Here is a 19,807-nt window from a genome sequence, read left to right as displayed (position 1 = left end):
CATACAATCGCTTGTCATATCTTGGCCGGTTCAACATCACAGAAGGCTGTCCCCCCCTGAATATCAGGTCGCTCAAAATCAGGATATGTCTGCCTGAGCGAGTTAAACGCGTGGAGAGACAGGTGTAAAAAACCGCCCTCCGCAAAATATTAATCTAATCATAAGTGAAATCAGCCGTTCAAAGGATGTTTAAGATCAGGGTTCGGGCAAATTTCATAGTGAATCATTGAGCCGACGGATGTGTACCTGCGTGCGGGAATTGTTCAACGATGAAATTAATAAAACTTCTGACTTTGGCGGAAAGCAGGCGGCGACTCGGATACGCCATAAAAATTGAAACGCTGCCAAACGAGTGCTCAGGAAACAACCTGATCAGGCGACCACTGCGGATGTCATTGTCCAGCGAATAGGACGACAATAAGACCAGTCCCATGTCAGCCAGAGCGCATTCTCTGAGGATCGCCGTATTATTCGATACAACACAGCTATTGACGGGGATCTGCTTCAGAACTTGTTTTGATTTACCTGCGTATGAAAATTCTTCGGTATCCCAGTCATGCACCATCCAATTGTGGCGCATAAAATCAAACGCATAATTCAGACAGCGGTGTCGGGAGATATCGTCCAGGGTTTCCGGCGTACCGTTGACTCTCAGGTATTCAGGGGTCGCACATAACATGACATCCGGCGTCGCCAGTTGACGCGCGACCATGCTGCTGTCGATTTTTTGTAAATCGAGAAAAAAGCCGACATCAATTCCCTCCTCGACCATATCAACAGGGTGGGAAGATATCTTGATATCCAGAATCACATCAGGAAATTTTTTAGCGAACAATGCCAGCAAAGGGGCAAGCTGCGAGACGCCAAAGCCCGGTACCGAATAAATCCGCAAGGTACCACTCGGCTTTTTGGCCGATATTGCTGCTATCGCATCGGCATCTTCTATATCAGCCAGAATCTGCCGGACACGTTCAAGATAAACATGCCCGGTTTCTGTCAGTGATAATTTGCGCGTGGTCCGGTTTAATAAGCGCGTACCGAGATGAGATTCGAGATCAGCAACATAACGCGTGACCACGGCATTCGACATGTCCAGAGCAGCCGCTGCTCTGGCAAATCCGCCCATCTCGACGACTTTGGAAAAGATACGCATGGATTGCAGCCTGTCCATTTTCAAGCCCTTTATTATTCCTGTTTACGCAATAGTATATTCCTGATCTTCGCCTTTTTTGTTCAAAAAGAAAATCCTAAACTCTGGGGGTCAGTAAGCGATTAATGCAATGCGCTTATTCAACAAAGCCTGATCCTTGTCGCCATGATCGTCGTTCAGCAATCCGTTTTCCCGGGTTATATGACGCAATACGATAAGCAACAGGGACACAGCATTCTGAATCTTCATCACCCGACTGGAAAATCAAATGAAAACGACATATTTACTCATCGCTGGCCTGATCAGCTTAACCACAAACGCAGTTTTTGCCACTGACACGACAACACCGGCCTCCAAAACGCGTGCCGACGTTGTCGCTGAGCTGGCACAGGCACGTGCTCAGGGAGAAGAAATTGGTATGGATGGAATGATCTGGTACGAAGCGCAGAAAGCTGAATTAGCAAAAGCCAACGCAGCGAAAAAAGCTACTGTAAAAGCGGACAAAAAATAAGCCAGAACGATACAACAGAAACTGGCAAGTGCTGCGAATGAGACCGGCATCGATCAGGTCTGAGTTAAAACAACTGAGCCCTTAGAAAACCGCACCGGAAATCAACAGATCTCCGGTGCGGTTTTGATTTATAAAGTGTGTGATTCTGGAATCAGAACTCTTCCCACTCATCATTTCCGGCAGGCTTCGACTGTATTGTCCTTGTCAGTTGTGGCGTCGCTTTTTTCGTGTTTTTAAATGCAGCTCCAGATCTGGCCGGACTCACAACAGTTTTTGGCTTAGGCTCTGTGACCACTGCTTTGAAATGATCCGTGTGGCCGGCAGACAACTGAAACACACTGACCACTTGTACCAGATCGGCAGCCTGGTCCTGCAGGGAAGCGGCAGCGGCTGCAGCCTCTTCCACCAGCGCAGCATTCTGCTGGGTGGCGGTGTCCATTTCCGTAATCGCCTGATTGATCTGTTCGATGCCAGCTTCCTGTTCAACGCTGGCAGACGTGATTTCTCCCATGATATCAGTGACCCGCTTCACACTGTTGACGATCTCTTCCATCATCACACCAGCCTGATCTACCAGGCGACTACCGGTATCGACTTTGCTGACGGAATCATCAATCAGTTGCTTGATTTCCTTCGCAGCACTGGCTGAGCGATGAGCCAGATTACGCACTTCACTGGCAACAACAGCGAAACCGCGTCCCTGTTCACCGGCACGGGCCGCCTCAACAGCAGCATTCAGCGCCAGAATATTGGTCTGGAAAGCGATACCGTCAATTACACTGATGATATCGACAATTTTTTTCGATGAAGCATTGATCTCGCCCATCGTATCAACGACCTGGGACACAACTGCCCCGCCTTTGACTGCGACTTCAGAAGCTGTCACCGCAAGCACATTCGCCTGACGCGCATTATCGACGTTTTGTTTCACTGTGGATGCCGCCTCTTCCATCGAGGAGGCCGTTTCTTCAAGTGCGCTGGCCTGTTGTTCGGTACGGGAAGACAGATCCAGATTACCGCTGGCAATCTGCGCCGATGCCGTAGCAATCATATCCGCGTCATCACGTACCTGACTGACGATATTCTGCAAGCTTGAGTTCATGTCTTTAAGTGACTGTAACAATTGCCCGGTTTCATCCTCAGAACTCACATTAATCTGCTGATTCAGGTTACCTTTGGCGATCCCGTTTGCAATCGTCACCGCATCGTTCAATCTGCTGGAAATGATATGGGCAATCCAGATGGCAAGCATGAAAGACAGTACCGTGATCGCTATCACCAGCACAATGATCAGCACTCTTGCATTACTCAATATTTCTTCAGCGGAAACTTTCGATGCCTCAGCGCCAGCGTCATTCACATCCGCCAGCTTGTCCAGTGCGGGAATCATTGCCCGGTAAATTTTCGTTGACTCTCCGCGCATCAGTGCTAAAGCCTCGTCTTTCTTCAGTGACGAAGACAGCTCCATGATTTTCTGATGTTCACCAAGATAGATAGTAATTTCTTTTTCTACTTCAGCATAAATCTTCTTCTCTTCCGGCTCGGTTACCAGCGACTCATATTTTTTCCAGAGAACGCGCAGATCCTCTATGTGTTTTGTTGCATTGTTACTTGCGGTCTGCATGTCGTCCGGAGTTGTCGCCAACAGATGCTGCTGCTGAAAACTACGGATCCTGGCAAGTGCCATTTTTATTTTGCCTAACACCTGTATGCTGGGGAGCCAGTTCGTCGCCACTTCAGCCGCTGCCGCGTTAACCTTGCTTAGCTGCACAATAGAAAAAGCACCAATAGAAATACTCAGCAAAATCGCGATCGAAAACGACAGCAATAATTTTCGGGCAATTTTCAAGTTGTTAAACCATTTCATCATTCAGATTCTTCTTTCATCAATTTTGCGGGTAAGACCAGCGCAGATGATTACTCTGCGCTAACGATATCAGCTTGTGCTATCCGTCTCTTGCAGTGATGTACGGGTCGCTACGGCATCCATCCGTTGCAGTCTGTTTTTCACGCTTCGGCTTTAAGAAGGGACGTAATCAGGTTTCAATACGGCTTCCGTGTATGGACGACCATTGAGCTTCATGCAGCGCCTGTATCAGGTACTTCAACAGCCGCCGCCCCCCCCTGACTTTCTTCAGCGAAGTTATCTCCTTGCATAACATCAGAATACAAACGAAATAGTGATAAGCAGATAGCAAGTAACATGATATTCCGTCATTTCAATGAAGAAACATCAGCACACAAGATTTAACCGTCGTAAATATTTGTAAAATTTTCAGAACCAATCTGCAAAACGAAAAAAAACCCGCTTCCGGTAAAGGAAGTGGGTTGCGTTTTTATTCTTACAAAAAGTCAGGTTCTCAGGTACGAATCAAAACGGGATATCGTCATCCATATCTGAGAAATTCGGTGCCGGACGCGATGCCGGCGTCTGACGCTGTGCAGGTGCTGCAGCCTGACGAGGGGCGGGAGTAGGTGCTCCGCCGCCGTAACCGCTGTCATCCATGGCTGCACCACCGCCCATGCCCTGACGGCCGCCCAGCATCTGCATACTGTCTGCCTTGATATCGGTCGCATATTTTTCGACGCCGTCTTTGTCCGTGTATTTACGTGTGCGCAGGCTGCCCTCAACGTAGACTTGCGAACCTTTTTTCAGGTACTGACCAGCGATTTCAGCAAGCTTACCGAAGAAGGTAATACGATGCCATTCGGTCTGTTCTTTCTTTTCGCCAGTCGCTTTGTCTTTCCAGCTATCGGTCGTAGCGACAGTAATGCTGGTCATTGCGTCACCACTTGGCATGTAGCGTGTTTCAGGGTCGCGGCCAAGATTGCCGACGATGATGACTTTATTCACGGATGCCATGTAATTCTCCTGTTTTCCTGTAATTCAAATATGTATTAATTAAACCTGTGCTGCAGGTACTGCTTTCGTGCGCTTTGCAATGTCAGGCATGTTGATCGCGATTATAAGCCACAGTACCGTCATTATCGCGCATGCAATGAAGACGCTTGAGCCGTTCAGATGTTGTTTGATCCATCCGCCAACGGCACCGCCACAAAACAAGCCTATCGCTTGCAAGGTGTTATACACGCCCAGTGCTGCACCTTTCGCTGCAGGCGGTGCAATACGCGAAACTAAGGACGGCTGACTCGCCTCCAAAATATTGAATGCCACAAAAAAACCAAACAGCAGGCTGACCAAAGCAAACGGCTGTTGCAGGAACTGCCAGAAGCCCAGTTGCACCAGCAGCAGTAAGGCAATCGCGCCAACAAACACCTGTTTCATCTTGCCATATTTTTCACCGATAAAAATCGCTGGCAGCATCGCGATAAACGACGCAAACATAATCGGCAAATAGATTTTCCAGTGCGACGCAACCGGCAAGTCCAGAGACTGTACCAGTACGGACGGCACAACAACAAACATCGCCATCTGCGACAGATGCAGTACAAACACGCCATAATTTAAGCGCATCAGTTCGCGGTTTTTCAGGACAACGGATAACGGCACAGGTTCGTGCTGCAAAGCAGGCGCATCCGGCGTCACATATAAAACGACACCAATTGCGATCAGCGAAAGCACGCCGGTCAGCGCAAAAATACCGCCCATGCCTATGCTCTGATACAACAAGGGCGCGATCACCAGCGACAAAGCAAACGTCAGACCAATGGAACCACCCACCATTGCCATCGCTTTGGTTCTGTGTTCGTCGCGCGTCGAATCAGCGATCAGGGCAGTAATGGCAGCGGAAATTGCCCCTGCGCCTTGAATCGCCCGGCCGATCAGAACACCCATGACGGTGGTGGCGAATGCAGCGACAAAGGCACCGACAGCAAATAAAATCAGGCCGATGACGATGATACGTTTGCGACCGAATTTATCGGACGCGATACCGAACGGAATCTGACCAAATGCCTGGCTGAGGCCGTAAATCCCCATCGCCAGCCCCACCAGCAAGGTGTTATCACCGTCCGGCAGCGTTTTTGCGTGTATCGCAAAGACTGGCAAAATCAGAAACAAACCGAGCATGCGCAAGGCGAAGATAGACGCGAGTGATGAAGCGGATCGAATTTCATCGCGGCTCATACCGGATGATTCACTTTGTATTGCATCAGTGCTATCGGATTTTGTTGCCATAGTCATATTAAAAACTCGCCCACGTGAGGTAATTTGCGCAAAGCAAAGACGAGCCTGCGGTAATGTTCAAAAACCCGTTATAGTAGCAGGTTGCTTGCCTCAGCCCAAATTCAGATCAAATACCATGACGACACGACCAAAAGCCGCGAAAGCACCAAAACCAGCCGAAATCGAGTTCGATGCGGACGATATTGCGCTCATGCAAAAACGTGAGCTGATCCGCGTCCGCGGTGCTCGTACGCATAACCTGAAAAATATCAACATCGATTTGCCACGTAACAAGCTGGTCGTGATTACCGGCTTGTCTGGTTCAGGCAAATCGTCGCTGGCGTTTGACACGCTCTACGCGGAAGGCCAGCGCCGTTACGTGGAATCATTGTCCGCGTATGCCCGGCAGTTTTTGCAGCTGATGGAAAAGCCGGATGTCGATCTGATTGAAGGTCTGTCACCGGCAATTTCGATAGAGCAGAAAGCAACTTCGCACAACCCGCGCTCCACTGTCGGTACAGTCACCGAAATTCACGATTATCTGCGTCTGTTATACGCCCGCGTTGGCACGCCATATTGCCCGGATCACCCGGAAAACCCGCTGGCCGCGCAATCCGTATCGCAAATGGTCGATACCGTGCTGGCGATGCCGGAAGATACCAAGCTGATGATACTGGCGCCGGTCGTATCTAACCGCAAAGGTGAACATGTCGATCTGTTCGAACAGATGCAGGCGCAAGGATTCGTGCGTTTTCGAGTACAAAGCGGCACCCATGAAGCGAAGATTTATGAGGTCGATGATTTACCGAAACTGAAAAAAACGGAAAAACATACGATCGACGTGGTCGTTGATCGCGTGAAAGTCAAAGAAGAAATCAAGCAGCGTCTGGCAGAGTCATTTGAAACCTGCCTGCGCATTGCGAATGGCCGCGCTTTGATCGTCGATATGGATAGTCAGCAGGAACAGTTATTCTCGAATAAATTTGCCTGCCCGGTCTGCGGTTATGCCTTACAGGAACTGGAACCACGTCTGTTTTCGTTCAACAATCCTATGGGTGCCTGCCCTGAGTGCGACGGTCTGGGGCACATAGAGTTCTTCGATCCTAAACGTATCGTCGCCTTCCCGAATCTGTCATTAGCCAGCGGCGCAGTCAAAGGCTGGGATCGCCGCAATCAGTTTTATTTCCAGATGCTGTCGAATCTGGCGGCGTTCTATGAATTTGATATCGATACGCCGTTTGAGCAATTACCGGAATCAGCACAACAAATCATTTTGTATGGCTCCGGCAAACAAACCATACCGTTTACCTATATCAACGAAAAAGGCCGCACTGTCATCAAAGAGCACACGTTTGAAGGCGTAGTGAACAACCTGCAACGCCGCTATCGTGAAACCGACTCGATGGCGGTCAAAGAAGAACTGGCAAAATTCATCAATGAAAAAAAATGTCCTTCCTGCGATGGTGCACGTCTGCGGGTAGAGGCGCGCAATGTCAAAGTTGGCTCAGGCAAACAGGAAAAAGCGATTTACGACATCAGCGCCATGCCTTTGCGCGAGACTCTGCATTTCTTTGAACACCTGACTTTACACGGTGCGAAACGCGAAATTGCTGACCGCATCATCAAAGAAATTACGGCGCGCCTGACTTTCCTGAATAACGTCGGCCTTGACTATTTGTCGCTGGAACGCAGCGCCGATACCTTGTCTGGTGGCGAAGCCCAGCGCATCCGACTGGCCTCGCAAATTGGCTCCGGGCTGACTGGTGTGATGTACGTATTGGATGAACCGTCCATCGGCTTGCATCAGCGCGATAACGACAGACTGATAGACACCCTCAAACATCTGCGCGACATCGGTAACAGCGTGCTTGTCGTAGAACATGATGAAGACGCGATACGCTGCGCCGATTTTGTGGTCGATATGGGCATCGGTGCTGGCGTGCACGGTGGTGAAGTGATCGCACAGGGTTCGCTGGACGACATCATGCAAAACACACGCTCACTGACCGCAAAATACCTGAGCGGTGAGCTGGAAATTTCGGTCCCGGCCAAGCGCCATGAAAGCCATCCTGACAAGCAATTAGTCATTGCCGGTGCGCGTGGCAATAATCTCAAAAATGAGACCATGCATTTGCCGGTCGGTTTGCTGACTTGCGTGACGGGTGTTTCAGGTTCCGGCAAATCGACGCTGGTGAACGATACACTGTATCACGTCGCAGCGCGTCATCTGTATGGTTCGCAAACCGAACCGGCGCCGTTTGATCATGTCAGCGGGTTGGAACATTTCGATAAAGTGATCTCAGTTGACCAGGCGCCGATCGGACGCACGCCGCGTTCTAATCCGGCGACATATACCGGTTTATTCACACCGATACGCGATTTGTTTTCGACCGTGCCAACAGCGAAAGAACGTGGTTACAGCGCAGGCCGTTTTTCATTCAACGTCAAAGGCGGTCGCTGCGAAGCATGTCAGGGCGACGGCGTCATCAAAGTCGAGATGCATTTCCTGCCAGATGTGTACGTGCCTTGTGATGTCTGTCACGGTAAGCGCTATAACCGCGAAACCCTGGAAGTTCAGTACAAGGGTAAAAACATCCATCAGGTGCTTGAAATGACCGTTGAAGATGCGCATGAATTCTTCAAACCAGTGCCAGTGATTGCGCGCAAATTGCAAACCTTGCTGGATGTGGGCCTCGGTTATGTCCGCCTCGGACAAAGTGCCACCACCTTGTCCGGCGGCGAAGCACAACGCGTCAAACTGTCGCTGGAATTATCCAAACGAGATACCGGCCGCACGCTGTATATTCTCGATGAACCGACAACAGGCCTGCATTTCCATGATATCGCTCTGCTGTTGAAAGTAATCCACAGACTGCGCGATCAGGGCAATACGCTGGTCATCATCGAACATAATCTGGACGTGATTAAAACCGCTGACTGGCTGATTGATCTGGGCCCCGAGGGCGGCGCTGGCGGCGGCCGCATCATCGCCACCGGCACTCCGGAACAAGTTGCCGCCAATCCCGACAGCGTGACCGGCAAATACCTGTTACCTCTTTTAAAGAAACACAAGAAGTAGTCTCACCATGTCTATTCGTCTGATTGTCGGCCTCGGTAATCCGGGGCCTGAGTATGAACAAACCCGCCACAATGCTGGTTTCTGGCTGATCGATCAGCTACGGGTCAGCTTGCAGCGCGATAAAAATTTTAATGCGCTGGTCGGTAAAACCCGTATTGCGGGCGAAGAGGTCTGGCTGCTGGAACCGCAAACGTTTATGAACCGATCCGGGCAATCTGTTGGCGCGATCTGCCGCTTTTATAAAATCACGCCGGATCAGGTGCTGGTCGTGCACGATGAACTCGATATGCTGCCCGGTGTCGCCAAACTGAAAAAAGGCGGCTCTTCCGGTGGCCATAACGGGCTCAAAGATATTACGGCAGCACTCGGCACACAGGATTACTGGCGACTCCGTATCGGCATCGGTCATCCGCGCACGCTGAATCTGAATCAGGGCGTCGCCGATTTCGTACTGCATCGGCCGCGTAAAGAAGAACAGCCGCTGATCGACGAAGCGATAGCAAAAAGTTTAGATGTGTTACCGCTGATGGTCGAAGGTCAGACCGCCGAAGCGATGACCCGTCTGCATACCAGCGCGAAGTAAGCGAGATATTACCAACATGCCTGCTTCTATCCAGATTTTTGCCGGAAAAACGGCCTTCGCACATGTGCAGAAAAATGGCCTGCAGGCGGCTGATATCGCTCTGATTCCCGCTGCTGCCGGCGGCCCCAAAGGCCTGATCCTGCAAGGTCTGGATCAATGGCTGTTCGGCGAATGGCTGGCCGCAGCACCGCGTCAGCGCACGCTGATCGGCGCCTCCATCGGTGCGTGGCGCATGGCGGCTGCCAGCTGCGCCGATCCTGTCGCGGCATTTCAACGGCTGGCCGATCTGTATTGCGAACAGCAGTATCCGGAAAAACCACCCGCCGCGCTGGTGACACAAGAGATCATACGATTACTGCAAGGTTTTATCGGCGGTTACGAAGAGGAAATCTCCACCAACCCTTTACAGCATTTGCAGATACTGACGAATCGCGGCCGAGGCCTGTTGGCGTCGCCCACCTCAGCAATGCAGGCAAAAGCCGGTTTCGCCAGCGCCGCATTTGCCAATCTGCTGTCACGCGACGCTCTGGCACGGCATATAGAACGTGTCGTTATCGGCAATCATGCTGCAGCAAGCAACTGGCTGGAGAAGCCATTCGATCATTTCAAGACCCATTTGTGCGACATAAATACGGATAATCTCGCGCCCGCATTGCTGGCATCCGGCACCCTGCCGCTGGTGATGGAACCAGTCAGGCAGATTCCCGGCGCACCTGCTGGCACTTACTGGGATGGCGGCATGATCGATTACCATCTGGCACTGCCTTACGAGCGCCTCCAAAGCAGTGCAGACAAGTGCGATGCCGGGCTGGTGCTGTATCCGCATTTTACCGACCGCATCATTCCAGGCTGGCTCGATAAAGCGCTGCCGTGGCGACGGGCTGGGAAAGGCGCTCATCGCAGTTGGGTCGATAATGTGATCATGATTTCGCCTTCGGCTGAATTTGTACGGCAACTGCCACGCAGCAAATTGCCGGATCGCCAGGACTTTTTCCATTACGGGCTGAATCATGCGCTGCGGATTCAGCAATGGAAAATCGCCATCGCCGAAAGCGCCCGTATGCGCGATGATCTCGCCGCTTTCATCGCGCAACCGGATATGTCGCAAGTTCGTCTCCTGAATCGATGAGCTGATATCACTGAACGAACATCGCCGAACTGAATTTCATATCATCCGTCCCAATCAATATGCGCCTTACAAGAGATAAATGCTCTGTACGGCGCATATTTACTTGGTGATGAAATAAAACTGCCCCGATCATCCCAATTTTGGTGCAGATTTTTTGAGTCTGCATCGGTGATCGGTTAAGATGCTGATCCTTTTAAGAAAGACAGAAGTTCAGCATGAAAACCCGCATCCGTACCGAAGCCGCCGCTCTCTGGCAAATTGCCTGGCCTGTTTTAATCGGCCAGCTTGCCACAGTGGGCATGGGTGTCGCCGACGTTGCGATGACCGGGCATTTCAATGCCGAAGAGCTGGCTGCGGTCTCGCTAGGTACCTCACTCTGGACTATCGTGCTGGTGACGGTGATGGGCATCATGATGGCGGTCAATGCCGTCGTTTCGCATGAAGTCGGCGCTGAACAATACGAGCGCGTGCCGCATATCGTCAGGCAATCGCTGTGGTTGGGTCTTGGCGTCGGCCTGATCGCCTGCCTGTTACTGAATGCGTCCACGCTTGTATTTTCATATCTGCAACTGCAGCCGGAAGTGCAGGAAAAAGCGAGCCGCTTTGTGCATATCATCAGCATAGGCATGCCTGCTTTTGCGATGTACCGCGCTCTGTATGGCTACACTACCAGCCTGAATCAGACCAAGCCTGTGATGGTGATGGCGCTCGGCGGTCTGCTGTTTAATGTCGTCATGAACTGGCTGCTGATCTACGGCCATTTCGGCCTGCCGCAACTCGGTGCCAGCGGCTGCGCGGTCGCGACCGGTGTCGGCATCTGGCTGATGTTCGGTACGATGATCTGGTGGATGCGACGCGCTCCAGCGTATCGTGCGACCAATCCGTTTTCGCATGTCGAGCCGCCGCACTGGGCTGAAATTCGCTCCACGCTCAAGCTGGGTCTGCCTATTGGTGTCACGTATTTTGCCGAAGTATCGGCATTTGCCTCAGTCGGTTTGCTGATCGCCCGTTTCGGTGTGATTGAAGTCGCGGCGAATCAGATTGCGCTGAACTTTTCTTCGCTGGTATTCATGGTGCCGATGAGCTTGGGCATCGCCATGACGACCCGTGTCGGTCAGGCACTCGGCGAAGGCGATGAGCTGCGCGCGCGCTTTGTCTCCTGGGTTGGTGTTGCCATTTCCCTCGCGTTTTCATTTGTCTCTGCGACAGGTATCACCGTGTTCCGCGACAGTATCGCGGCAGCATATACCTCAGACCCGGCAGTGCAAAAACTGGCGGCGGATCTGCTGTTATTCGCCGCTATTTTCCAGTTATCCGATGCAGCGCAGGTCACAGCCTCCTGCGCGATCCGTGGCTACAAAATCACCCGCACGCCGATGCTGATTCATCTGATGGCGTTTTATGGTTTTGCCCTGCCCATAGGCTGCCTGCTGGGTCTGGCACCGGAATGGATGCCGTGGCGGCCATCGTCACCGATGGCATCGCAAGGATTCTGGATAGGACTGATCCTAGGCTTAACCATTGCCGGTGGCCTGTTACTCACTTATTTGCAGCGTATCAGCAGTATAAGGGTCAGAATGGCGGTCAAATCCGGTAAAATAACGGGTTAATTTAATCTGATCGGCAAAACACTATGAGTCTCAAATGCGGCATCGTCGGCCTGCCTAACGTCGGCAAATCCACTCTCTTTAATGCACTGACTAAAGCAGGCATTCCGGCAGAAAACTATCCTTTCTGCACGATCGAGCCTAACGTTGGCGTAGTGGAAGTGCCTGATCCACGCCTGAAACAATTGTCAGACATCGTCAAACCTGAACGCATACAAAACGCGATTGTGGAATTTGTCGATATCGCCGGTCTGGTTGCAGGCGCCTCCAAAGGTGAAGGCCTGGGTAACCAGTTCCTCGCTCACATCCGCGAAACTGACGCGATCGTCAATGTCGTGCGCTGCTTTGAAGACCCGAATGTGATCCATGTGGCCGGCAAAGTCAGTCCGCTGGACGACATCGAAGTGATACAAACCGAACTCGCGCTGGCCGATATGGGCAGCGTGGAAAAAGCGATTCACCGCGAAAACAAAAAAGCCCGTTCCGGCGACAAAGATGCTGCCAAGCTGGTCGCTTTGCTGGAACGCATCATGCCGGCACTGAACGAAGCCAAACCAGTACGCGCACTGGGTCTGGATGCCGACGAAATGGCACTGATCAAACCGCTGTGTCTGATCACCGCCAAGCCAGCAATGTATGTCGCCAACGTCTCCGATGATGGCTTCGAGAATAATCCGCTGCTGGCCCAGCTGACCGAATTTGCTAAATCGCAAAATGCACCTATTGTCTCAATCTGCGCCGCAATTGAATCTGAAATTGCCGATCTGGATGATGCTGATAAAGCTGATTTCCTCGCCGATATGGGCATGGAAGAGCCTGGTCTCGATCGCCTGATCCGAGCAGCCTACAAATTGCTGGGCCTGCAAACGTACTTCACGGCGGGTGTTAAAGAAGTCCGCGCCTGGACTATCCATATCGGAGACACCGCACCACAAGCTGCGGGTGTGATTCACACCGACTTTGAACGTGGTTTCATCCGTGCCCAGACCATCGCGTTTGAAGATTTCATCCAGTTCAAAGGCGAAGCCGGTGCCAAAGAAGCAGGGAAAATGCGTGCTGAGGGTAAAGAATATGTTGTCAAAGATGGCGACGTTTTGAATTTCCTGTTTAACGTCTAAGCAGTAAATCCTGTTCTCAGGTGTTCGCCGAAGATCAAAGAACTTCGCAATACATTGAAAACAGGGGGTAGTTTGTTCGCCAATGATCTAGTGAGTTCGCGGGCGAACTGCCTACATGGGGGCATGGTTGGGGGCACGCGCGGTGCGTGCCCTCCCTTCTCGGAGGAAACGTGCCCATGCAAACGACTGAAACCCGCGCCAATACTGGCGTTAGCCCCGAAAATCATGCCCCCAGTAGCACCCAGAATCGTGCCCCCAGACGCGGGATTAGCGATGCGGCACTGCGGGCAGCCAAGCCGAACGACAAGCCCTACAAAATAGCAGTAGGTGACGGCCTTTATCTGGAGGTCAAGCCCAACGGCTCGAAGCTCTGGCGCTGGAAATACCGACTACTCGGCAAGGAAAATCGCTGCTCCTTCGGCAAGTACCCGAACCTCTCCCTAAAGGAAGCAAGGGATGCCATGGAGGCCGCCCGGAAGCTGGTCAAGAAGGGCATCCATCCCGCCCAGCAAAAACAGCTTGACCGCCTCAAGGCCGGCCTTGAGCAAGCCAACACCTTCGAGGCCATTGCCCGAGAGTGGGTTGCCCTACGGGACTGGGAGGAAATTACGAAGAAACGCCGGATCAACATTCTGGAGCGCGTGGTTTTCCCGCCCATCGGCAAACTGCCCGCCAAGCAGGTAGCGCCCGTCCATATTCTCGACATCCTGAAACGAGCCGATAAGAACAACGGAAACAGCGTTTGCCAAGAGGCGAAGCGCACCATGTCAGCCATCTTTGAATTCGCCGTCGCCACGCTTCGCGCCGACACCGATCCTGTTTATCCGGTACGCAAGGCGATTGCCGCGAACAAGACACAGCACAAACGTCCTTTGACCACCGTCGAGATTGGCGAATTGCTGAAAGCTGTCGATGGTCACGGCGGCAACTATCAAACGCAATGCGCATTCAATCTGATGTGGCTGACCCTCGCCCGGCCTTCCGAGGTAGTCGAAGCCGAATGGGCCGAGTTCGATCTTGAGGCCGCTGTCTGGCGCATCCCTTCCGAGCGCATGAAGAAACGCAAGGAGCATCTGATTCCCTTGCCACATCAGGCCGTCACCCTACTCAAGGGGATGCACACGCTGACCGGCACCAAGAAACATCTTTTCCCGCACCGGGACGACAGAACCAAGCCGATGGTTACAGCCTCGTTCCGCCAGATGCTGCATGTCTTGGACTGGTCGGGGAAATTCAGCCCCCATGCCACACGCACCACCGGCAGCACGCGCCTGAATGAGATGGGCTACTCTCCTGATTGGATCGAGCGTCAGCTTGCCCATGAGGAGCCAAACGCCGTTCGTCGCACCTACAACCATGCCGACTACTTCAAGGATCGCGCCGTGATGATGCAGCAATGGGCGGATTTGCTCAATCAGTGGAAAAAGGGCGAGAGCAACGTGATCCCGATCAAGCAAGAACGGGCTGCTTAGCCCTGTACCAGAGGCCGGGAGATAGTTAGGGTTTGCGCAGTATGTCGCAGGCACGTCAGGCGAGCTTTTTGCGCCATTTTTGAGATGGTTTTTCGCAACGGCAGCACCCCGGCCTCGCCGTTGCAACCGCCTAGCAAGAGGCGCCCTGCAACTCTATATCGAGCACCATAAACTTCCAGTCAGGTGCCACATGGATCAGCAGGAAACTCAACAACCGCTCAAGGGCGTTTTCTCCATCAACGAATTCTGCCAATGGGCAGGCATTGGCAGAACTGCTACCTATGGCGAAATCAAGGCTGGGAGGCTTCCAGCGAAGAAGTTTGGGAAGCGCACATTCATTATCAGGAATGACGCTGAGCGTTGGCTGGCAGCATTGCCAGACCAGCGAAGCCGCTAATTCCGCCGATGGATTTTCCGGCAACGCCAACTCTCTGGAGATAACGGCACTGACCAACCGGCAGTGCCATTTTTTTCATGGCCTGATCGCATCGCTTGGCCGACTAAAAAATTTTGGCGAAAAAATTGTAACAGTGACGGGGGAGTCTGGATATTTCTTACCCCCCTATCCCCACAATCCCGCCATACCCATACCCATACCCATACCCATACCCATACCCATACCTATACCTATCTATCCATCCATCCATCCATCGATGGATACCCACAGCCTTAGCCCCAAAATCTACCAACCAAGGCCCCGAGGAGAAGACCGATGAGCTTAGCTATCAATAAAGAACAGCTTGCCGCCCTTGCCATGAAGGAGTCGATGGCGTGGCTCGATCAGCGCGGAGTTTATTACCAGCATTTCCCGCCCGACCAGATCAAGATTGGCACTATTAATTTCTGGCCCAGAACGGGCACCATCACGGTTGATGGAGAAGGCCAACGCCGCGCGGAGAAGGGGCTGGCTGGACTGGAGGTGATTCTTGCCGCTGCCGCCACACCCCGACATCGCGGCACTTCCTCCTCGATTCGCGGCCACAGCCTCTAGCGTTTATCGAGCATTACCAAAAAGCACCCTTGTTCGTCACCGCCCCTGCCGAAACAATCTTGTAACACCATGTTTTTAAAAATATTTAATGCCAACCCAGATTGGCTTTCTGAGGTTTAAGCACTTTTCTGTTCTAGGGTCTGTTGACGTTTGAACGTAAGCCTTTGAAAAAGAAAGGCAAACTCGTATTGTTAAGGTTTTCACACCGATCCAACACGAGTTTGCCATGCCCCGATTACTGCTCTGAGCAGTAATCGGGGCATGGCAAACTCGTGTTGGATCGGTGTGAAAACCTTAACAATACGAGTTTGCCTTTCTTTTTCAAAGGCTTACGTTCAAACGTCAACAGACCCTAATCTGCCTAACCGTTTGTTACTGCGCGATCGTTTTGATCATGCTGTGATTGTCGCTAAAAATGAAAACATGACGGTCAACATGCTGTACCTTGATCTTGATCACTTTAAGCAGATTAATGACAGTCTCGGTTACGGTATCGGAGATCAGGTTCTGGTTGAAGTCGCCAATCGTTTGCAGCATTGCATACCCGCGACAGCAACGATGAGCCGTTTAAGTGGTGACGAGTTCGTCATTCTGCTCACGGGTAAATATGACGTCCCCGGCATAGCAGAAATTGGCAATACCATACGGGAAGAATTCTCGATACCATTCAGTGTCAATAAAGAGGTTGTGAATCTCTCCTGCTCAATCGGGATCGGACTCTACCCGATTGATGGTGAGGATTTTGATACCTTACTGAAACACTCGCACACAGCATTAAACAGTGCAAAAGAAGCGGGGCGCAATACCTATCGTTTCTTTACGCGGGACATGAATGCCGGCCTGGTCGAGCAGATCCGGTTAACCGGTGGTTTAGCCGGTGCGGTCCGCAATAATGAATTCACACTTCATTATCAGCCTCAGATTGATATCAAAACGGGCAAAATCATCGCCGCAGAAGCGCTGGTGCGCTGGCAACATCCTATCGATGGCCTGATTGCTCCCGGTAAATTTATCGGGTTAGCTGAACGCAGCGGCCATATTATCCAGATCGGCGAATGGGTGATCAACGAAGCCTGCCGCCATGCGCGTATATGGCAGGACAAATATCCTGTGCCACCGGTCGTTGCCGTCAATCTCTCGGCCTTGCAATTCAAACGCGGTGACGTACTCAAGATGGTCAGTAATGCTCTGGCTGTCTCTGGCTTGCGTCCGGAGTTGCTTGAGCTGGAACTGACTGAGTCCATCCTGTTGCAGGACGTTGAAACAACCATCAAATCATTACATGGTCTCAAAGAATTAGGTGTCAAACTGTCGATTGACGATTTTGGCACCGGATATTCAAGCCTCTCTTATCTGAAACGGCTCTCCGTTGATAAACTCAAGATAGATCAGTCATTTGTCCGCGATATGCTGAGTGATCCGGACGGCGCGTCTATCGTCAAAGCCATCATCCAACTAGGCCACAATCTTCAGCTAACGGTGATTGCAGAGGGGGTTGAAACCGCTGCGCAACTGGCCTTTTTGCAAGAATCTGCCTGCGATGAAGCACAAGGGTATTTGTTCAGCCGCCCGGTTCCTGTCGAGCAGTTTGTGCAATTAATAGAGCAGGGTGATAAAAAATAGCAGGCATTCAGGAAATTACTTTCAGCAACTTCAGCATACGTGCGAAGGTTTTACCGTAAGGTGGGCGAAATAAGAAAATACCGTTCAACCTGCTTTGAAAAAAAACCGGTTTTTCTTTACTCAGCGTGCGGAAGCCCCATTCTCCGTGATAGGCGCCCGTGCCACTGGCGCCAACGCCACCAAAAGGCTGTGCTTCCTGCCCGAGATGCCAGAGACAATCGTTGATCGTAACGCCACCCGATATTAAATCGATTGTGGTGTTGCCATTGTTGGCCGTAATCATGATCGTGACATATATCGTTTTTCGTAAGATATTGCCTCGTTACGCAATCGTGCTGGTATTGCTCATTAGCGCACTGATTGCGATGCTGACAGGCGTGCTTAATCTGAGCACGGTGGAATTACATGTCACAACACCGGTTTGGACTGCGCCCGAATGGACCTGGCAATCTACGCTGAGCTTTACGATACCCTTAATCATTGTCAGCCTGACCGGACAGTTTTTACCAGGCATGGCGATTCTGAAATTATCCGGTTATCAGACACCTGCCAAACCCATCCTCGCAGTGACGGGCATCGCTTCGCTATTAGTTGCATTTTTCGGTGGAATCACGATTGTGATTGCTGCTATTACTGCGGCTTTGTGTACCGGAAAAGATGCGCATGAAGACGCAGATCGTCGCTACATCGCTGGTATCGCGAATGGTGTTTTCTATCTGATCGGCGGATTGATGGCAGGAACAATCGTCGCCCTCTTTACCAGTTTGCCCAAAGAATTTGTTGCTGTGCTGGCAGGTCTTGCTCTGCTGGGCGCAATCACGACCAATGTACTGGCTGTTGTGCAGGAAGAAGAACACAGGGAGGCATCGATGATCACGTTTCTGGCCACGGCTTCTGGTATGACATTTTCTGGTCTTGGGTCAGCTTTCTGGGGCATCGTCATTGGTGGGTTTGCCTATCTGGTTCTGAATCAGCAACGGCAGAAATCCAATACCTGAAACACACGACTCATAATTTTTGTAAAGGTTTAAGCATGATAGATAAGACGTCGACTTCGATGGCAGATGCCATCGCTCAGATCAAGGATGGCGCGACCGTTATGATTGGCGGCTTTGGAACCGCGGGTCAGCCTGCTGAACTGATCGATGCATTGATTGCACATGGTGCGAAAGAACTGACCATCGTGAATAATAATGCCGGCAACGGTGATATCGGTCTGGCTGCTTTGCTGAAGGCTGGCCGTGTCAGAAAAATTATCTGTTCGTTTCCTCGTCAGTCGGACTCTTATGAGTTTGACAAACTCTATCACGCAAAAAAAATTGAGCTTGAACTGGTACCGCAAGGTAATCTGGCCGCCCGCATACAGGCAGCCGGATCCGGTCTGGGAGCGATTTTCACGCCGACAGGTTATGGCACGTTGCTGGCAGAGGGCAAAGAAACCCGTCACATCAACGGCAAAGACTATGTGCTCGAATATCCGATTTTTGCCGATGTCGCCCTGATCAAGGCACACATGGGTGACCGCTGGGGCAATCTGGTATACCGGAAAAGCGCGCGCAACTTTGGCCCCATCATGGCAATGGCGGCGACCTGCACGATTGCACAAGTAAGCAAAATCGTCCCGCTGGGGGAGCTGGATCCCGAGAATATTATTACTCCGGGTATTTTTGTCCAGCACGTCGTGACGCAATGAACTCTTTGACCAAGGAATGATTTTATGACTTACCAACGCTTAACCAGAGATCAGATTGCACAACGCGTCGCAAAGGATATCCCAGAAGGTGCTTACGTGAATCTGGGCATTGGCTTACCGACAAAAATCGCTAATTATCTCGAAAAAGATAAAGAAATTTTCCTGCATAGCGAAAACGGCGTACTTGGTATGGGGCCCGCTCCAGCACCGGAACAGCGTGATCCTGAACTGATCAATGCCGGCAAAGAATATATCACCTTACTGACCGGTGGCTGTTTTTTTCATCACGGCGATTCATTCACGATGATGCGCGGCGGACATATAGATATTTGTGTACTCGGCGCATTCCAGGTTGCTGCCAACGGCGATCTGGCAAACTGGCATACTGGTGAGCCCGATGCCATTCCTGCGGTCGGTGGTGCAATGGATCTGGCTATCGGTGCGAAGAAAGTATTTGTGACGATGGACCATCTGACCAAATCAGGTGAATCCAAAATTGTAGAACGCTGCAGCTATCCTTTGACGGGAATCGGCTGTGTTGACCGGATTTATACTGACCTTGCGGTTATTGATGTGACGGAAGATGGTCTGGTCGTGCGTGAAGTGGTTCCGGGTTTGTTATTTGAAGAGTTGCAGAAACTGACATCAGCAGTGCTGATTAACGGGATCTACGCTTAATACTTATTACCGGTAAATAATATAAATAAAATGACCTGGTTGGTTTC

Annotated in this window: 18 protein-coding genes and 2 pseudogenes; 12 read left to right on the top strand and 8 right to left on the bottom strand. The window is 51.4% G+C overall.

What is annotated here, in order from left to right; all coding sequences use genetic code 11:
- Positions 1 to 223: 223 nt before the first annotated feature.
- The gene (locus ACOTSW_RS13515; RefSeq protein WP_423679587.1) at positions 224 to 1,171 is read right to left on the bottom strand and encodes a LysR family transcriptional regulator; all 948 of its coding nucleotides are present in this window, start codon (positions 1,169 to 1,171) and stop codon (positions 224 to 226) included.
- 90 nt (positions 1,172 to 1,261) lie between these two features.
- Entirely contained in the window at positions 1,262 to 1,399 is a 138-nt protein-coding gene (locus tag ACOTSW_RS13510; protein ID WP_423679586.1) for a hypothetical protein, read from the bottom strand.
- A 19-nt stretch (positions 1,400 to 1,418) separates the two neighbouring features.
- On the opposite strand from ACOTSW_RS13510, the gene ACOTSW_RS13505 reads away from it, so the two are divergent.
- Positions 1,419 to 1,661 (top strand): DUF4148 domain-containing protein, encoded by a 243-nt coding sequence (locus tag ACOTSW_RS13505; RefSeq protein WP_423679585.1) that lies wholly within the window; start codon positions 1,419 to 1,421, stop codon positions 1,659 to 1,661.
- Between the two features lie 151 nt (positions 1,662 to 1,812).
- Here the strand turns inward: ACOTSW_RS13505 and ACOTSW_RS13500 are convergent, their stop codons facing one another.
- The 4 genes from ACOTSW_RS13500 to ACOTSW_RS13485 all read right to left on the bottom strand — a co-directional run bounded on the left by ACOTSW_RS13500 (position 1,813) and on the right by ACOTSW_RS13485 (position 5,748).
- Positions 1,813 to 3,528 (bottom strand): methyl-accepting chemotaxis protein, encoded by a 1,716-nt coding sequence (locus ACOTSW_RS13500; RefSeq protein ID WP_423679584.1) that lies wholly within the window; start codon positions 3,526 to 3,528, stop codon positions 1,813 to 1,815.
- A 212-nt stretch (positions 3,529 to 3,740) separates the two neighbouring features.
- Positions 3,741 to 3,866: a hypothetical protein gene (locus tag ACOTSW_RS13495; RefSeq protein WP_423679583.1), complete on the bottom strand. Its 126-nt coding sequence runs from the start codon at positions 3,864 to 3,866 to the stop codon at positions 3,741 to 3,743.
- Between the two features lie 166 nt (positions 3,867 to 4,032).
- Complete coding sequence (ssb, locus tag ACOTSW_RS13490) at positions 4,033 to 4,524, bottom strand: single-stranded DNA-binding protein (protein WP_423679582.1); 492 nt, start codon at positions 4,522 to 4,524, stop codon at positions 4,033 to 4,035.
- 39 nt (positions 4,525 to 4,563) lie between these two features.
- Positions 4,564 to 5,748 carry an MFS transporter gene (locus tag ACOTSW_RS13485; protein WP_423682329.1) on the bottom strand — a complete coding sequence of 395 codons (1,185 nt, stop codon included), beginning with the start codon at positions 5,746 to 5,748 and terminating at the stop codon, positions 4,564 to 4,566.
- Between the two features lie 250 nt (positions 5,749 to 5,998).
- On the opposite strand from ACOTSW_RS13485, the gene uvrA reads away from it, so the two are divergent.
- From uvrA to ACOTSW_RS13455, 6 genes are all read left to right on the top strand, one after another.
- Complete coding sequence (uvrA, locus tag ACOTSW_RS13480; protein ID WP_423682328.1) at positions 5,999 to 8,866, top strand: excinuclease ABC subunit UvrA; 2,868 nt, start codon at positions 5,999 to 6,001, stop codon at positions 8,864 to 8,866.
- A gap of 7 nt (positions 8,867 to 8,873) precedes the next feature.
- Positions 8,874 to 9,449: an aminoacyl-tRNA hydrolase gene (gene pth / locus ACOTSW_RS13475; RefSeq protein ID WP_186884483.1), complete on the top strand. Its 576-nt coding sequence runs from the start codon at positions 8,874 to 8,876 to the stop codon at positions 9,447 to 9,449.
- 16 nt (positions 9,450 to 9,465) lie between these two features.
- Positions 9,466 to 10,578: a patatin-like phospholipase family protein gene (locus tag ACOTSW_RS13470; RefSeq protein WP_423679581.1), complete on the top strand. Its 1,113-nt coding sequence runs from the start codon at positions 9,466 to 9,468 to the stop codon at positions 10,576 to 10,578.
- 215 nt (positions 10,579 to 10,793) lie between these two features.
- Entirely contained in the window at positions 10,794 to 12,188 is a 1,395-nt protein-coding gene (locus tag ACOTSW_RS13465) for an MATE family efflux transporter (RefSeq protein ID WP_423679580.1), read from the top strand.
- A 23-nt stretch (positions 12,189 to 12,211) separates the two neighbouring features.
- Positions 12,212 to 13,303: a redox-regulated ATPase YchF gene (gene ychF / locus ACOTSW_RS13460; RefSeq protein ID WP_423679579.1), complete on the top strand. Its 1,092-nt coding sequence runs from the start codon at positions 12,212 to 12,214 to the stop codon at positions 13,301 to 13,303.
- 176 nt (positions 13,304 to 13,479) lie between these two features.
- Positions 13,480 to 14,775, top strand: coding sequence for a tyrosine-type recombinase/integrase (locus ACOTSW_RS13455; RefSeq protein WP_423679578.1), 1,296 nt, complete (start codon positions 13,480 to 13,482; stop codon positions 14,773 to 14,775).
- Positions 14,776 to 14,905: 130 nt separating this feature from the next.
- Here ACOTSW_RS13455 and ACOTSW_RS13450 read toward each other — a convergent pair whose 3' ends face one another.
- Complete coding sequence (locus ACOTSW_RS13450; RefSeq protein WP_423679577.1) at positions 14,906 to 15,229, bottom strand: hypothetical protein; 324 nt, start codon at positions 15,227 to 15,229, stop codon at positions 14,906 to 14,908.
- A gap of 258 nt (positions 15,230 to 15,487) precedes the next feature.
- Here ACOTSW_RS13450 and ACOTSW_RS13445 point away from each other — a divergent pair, with 258 nt between their 5' ends.
- The gene (locus ACOTSW_RS13445; protein WP_423679576.1) at positions 15,488 to 15,766 is read left to right on the top strand and encodes a hypothetical protein; all 279 of its coding nucleotides are present in this window, start codon (positions 15,488 to 15,490) and stop codon (positions 15,764 to 15,766) included.
- 261 nt (positions 15,767 to 16,027) lie between these two features.
- Complete coding sequence (locus tag ACOTSW_RS13440) at positions 16,028 to 17,389, top strand: putative bifunctional diguanylate cyclase/phosphodiesterase (RefSeq protein WP_423679575.1); 1,362 nt, start codon at positions 16,028 to 16,030, stop codon at positions 17,387 to 17,389.
- Positions 17,390 to 17,396: 7 nt separating this feature from the next.
- Here the strand turns inward: ACOTSW_RS13440 and ACOTSW_RS13435 are convergent.
- Positions 17,397 to 17,636 (bottom strand): annotated as a pseudogene (locus tag ACOTSW_RS13435) (coniferyl aldehyde dehydrogenase); the annotation flags it as partial.
- 16 nt (positions 17,637 to 17,652) lie between these two features.
- Between ACOTSW_RS13435 and ACOTSW_RS13430 the strand changes: the two are divergent.
- The 3 genes and pseudogenes from ACOTSW_RS13430 to ACOTSW_RS13420 form a co-directional block, all read left to right on the top strand.
- Positions 17,653 to 18,387, top strand: a pseudogene (locus tag ACOTSW_RS13430) (benzoate/H(+) symporter BenE family transporter); the annotation flags it as partial.
- A gap of 35 nt (positions 18,388 to 18,422) precedes the next feature.
- Complete coding sequence (locus tag ACOTSW_RS13425) at positions 18,423 to 19,082, top strand: 3-oxoacid CoA-transferase subunit A (RefSeq protein ID WP_423679574.1); 660 nt, start codon at positions 18,423 to 18,425, stop codon at positions 19,080 to 19,082.
- A gap of 24 nt (positions 19,083 to 19,106) precedes the next feature.
- Positions 19,107 to 19,760 (top strand): 3-oxoacid CoA-transferase subunit B, encoded by a 654-nt coding sequence (locus ACOTSW_RS13420; RefSeq protein ID WP_423679573.1) that lies wholly within the window; start codon positions 19,107 to 19,109, stop codon positions 19,758 to 19,760.
- Positions 19,761 to 19,807 lie beyond the last annotated feature (47 nt).

The sequence above is a fragment of the Undibacterium sp. WLHG33 genome, assembly GCF_049544815.1.
Lineage (GTDB): Bacteria > Pseudomonadota > Gammaproteobacteria > Burkholderiales > Burkholderiaceae_D > Undibacterium.
The sequence above is the reverse complement of the archived record's forward strand: the minus strand, read 5'-3'. Positions and strand labels throughout refer to the sequence as shown.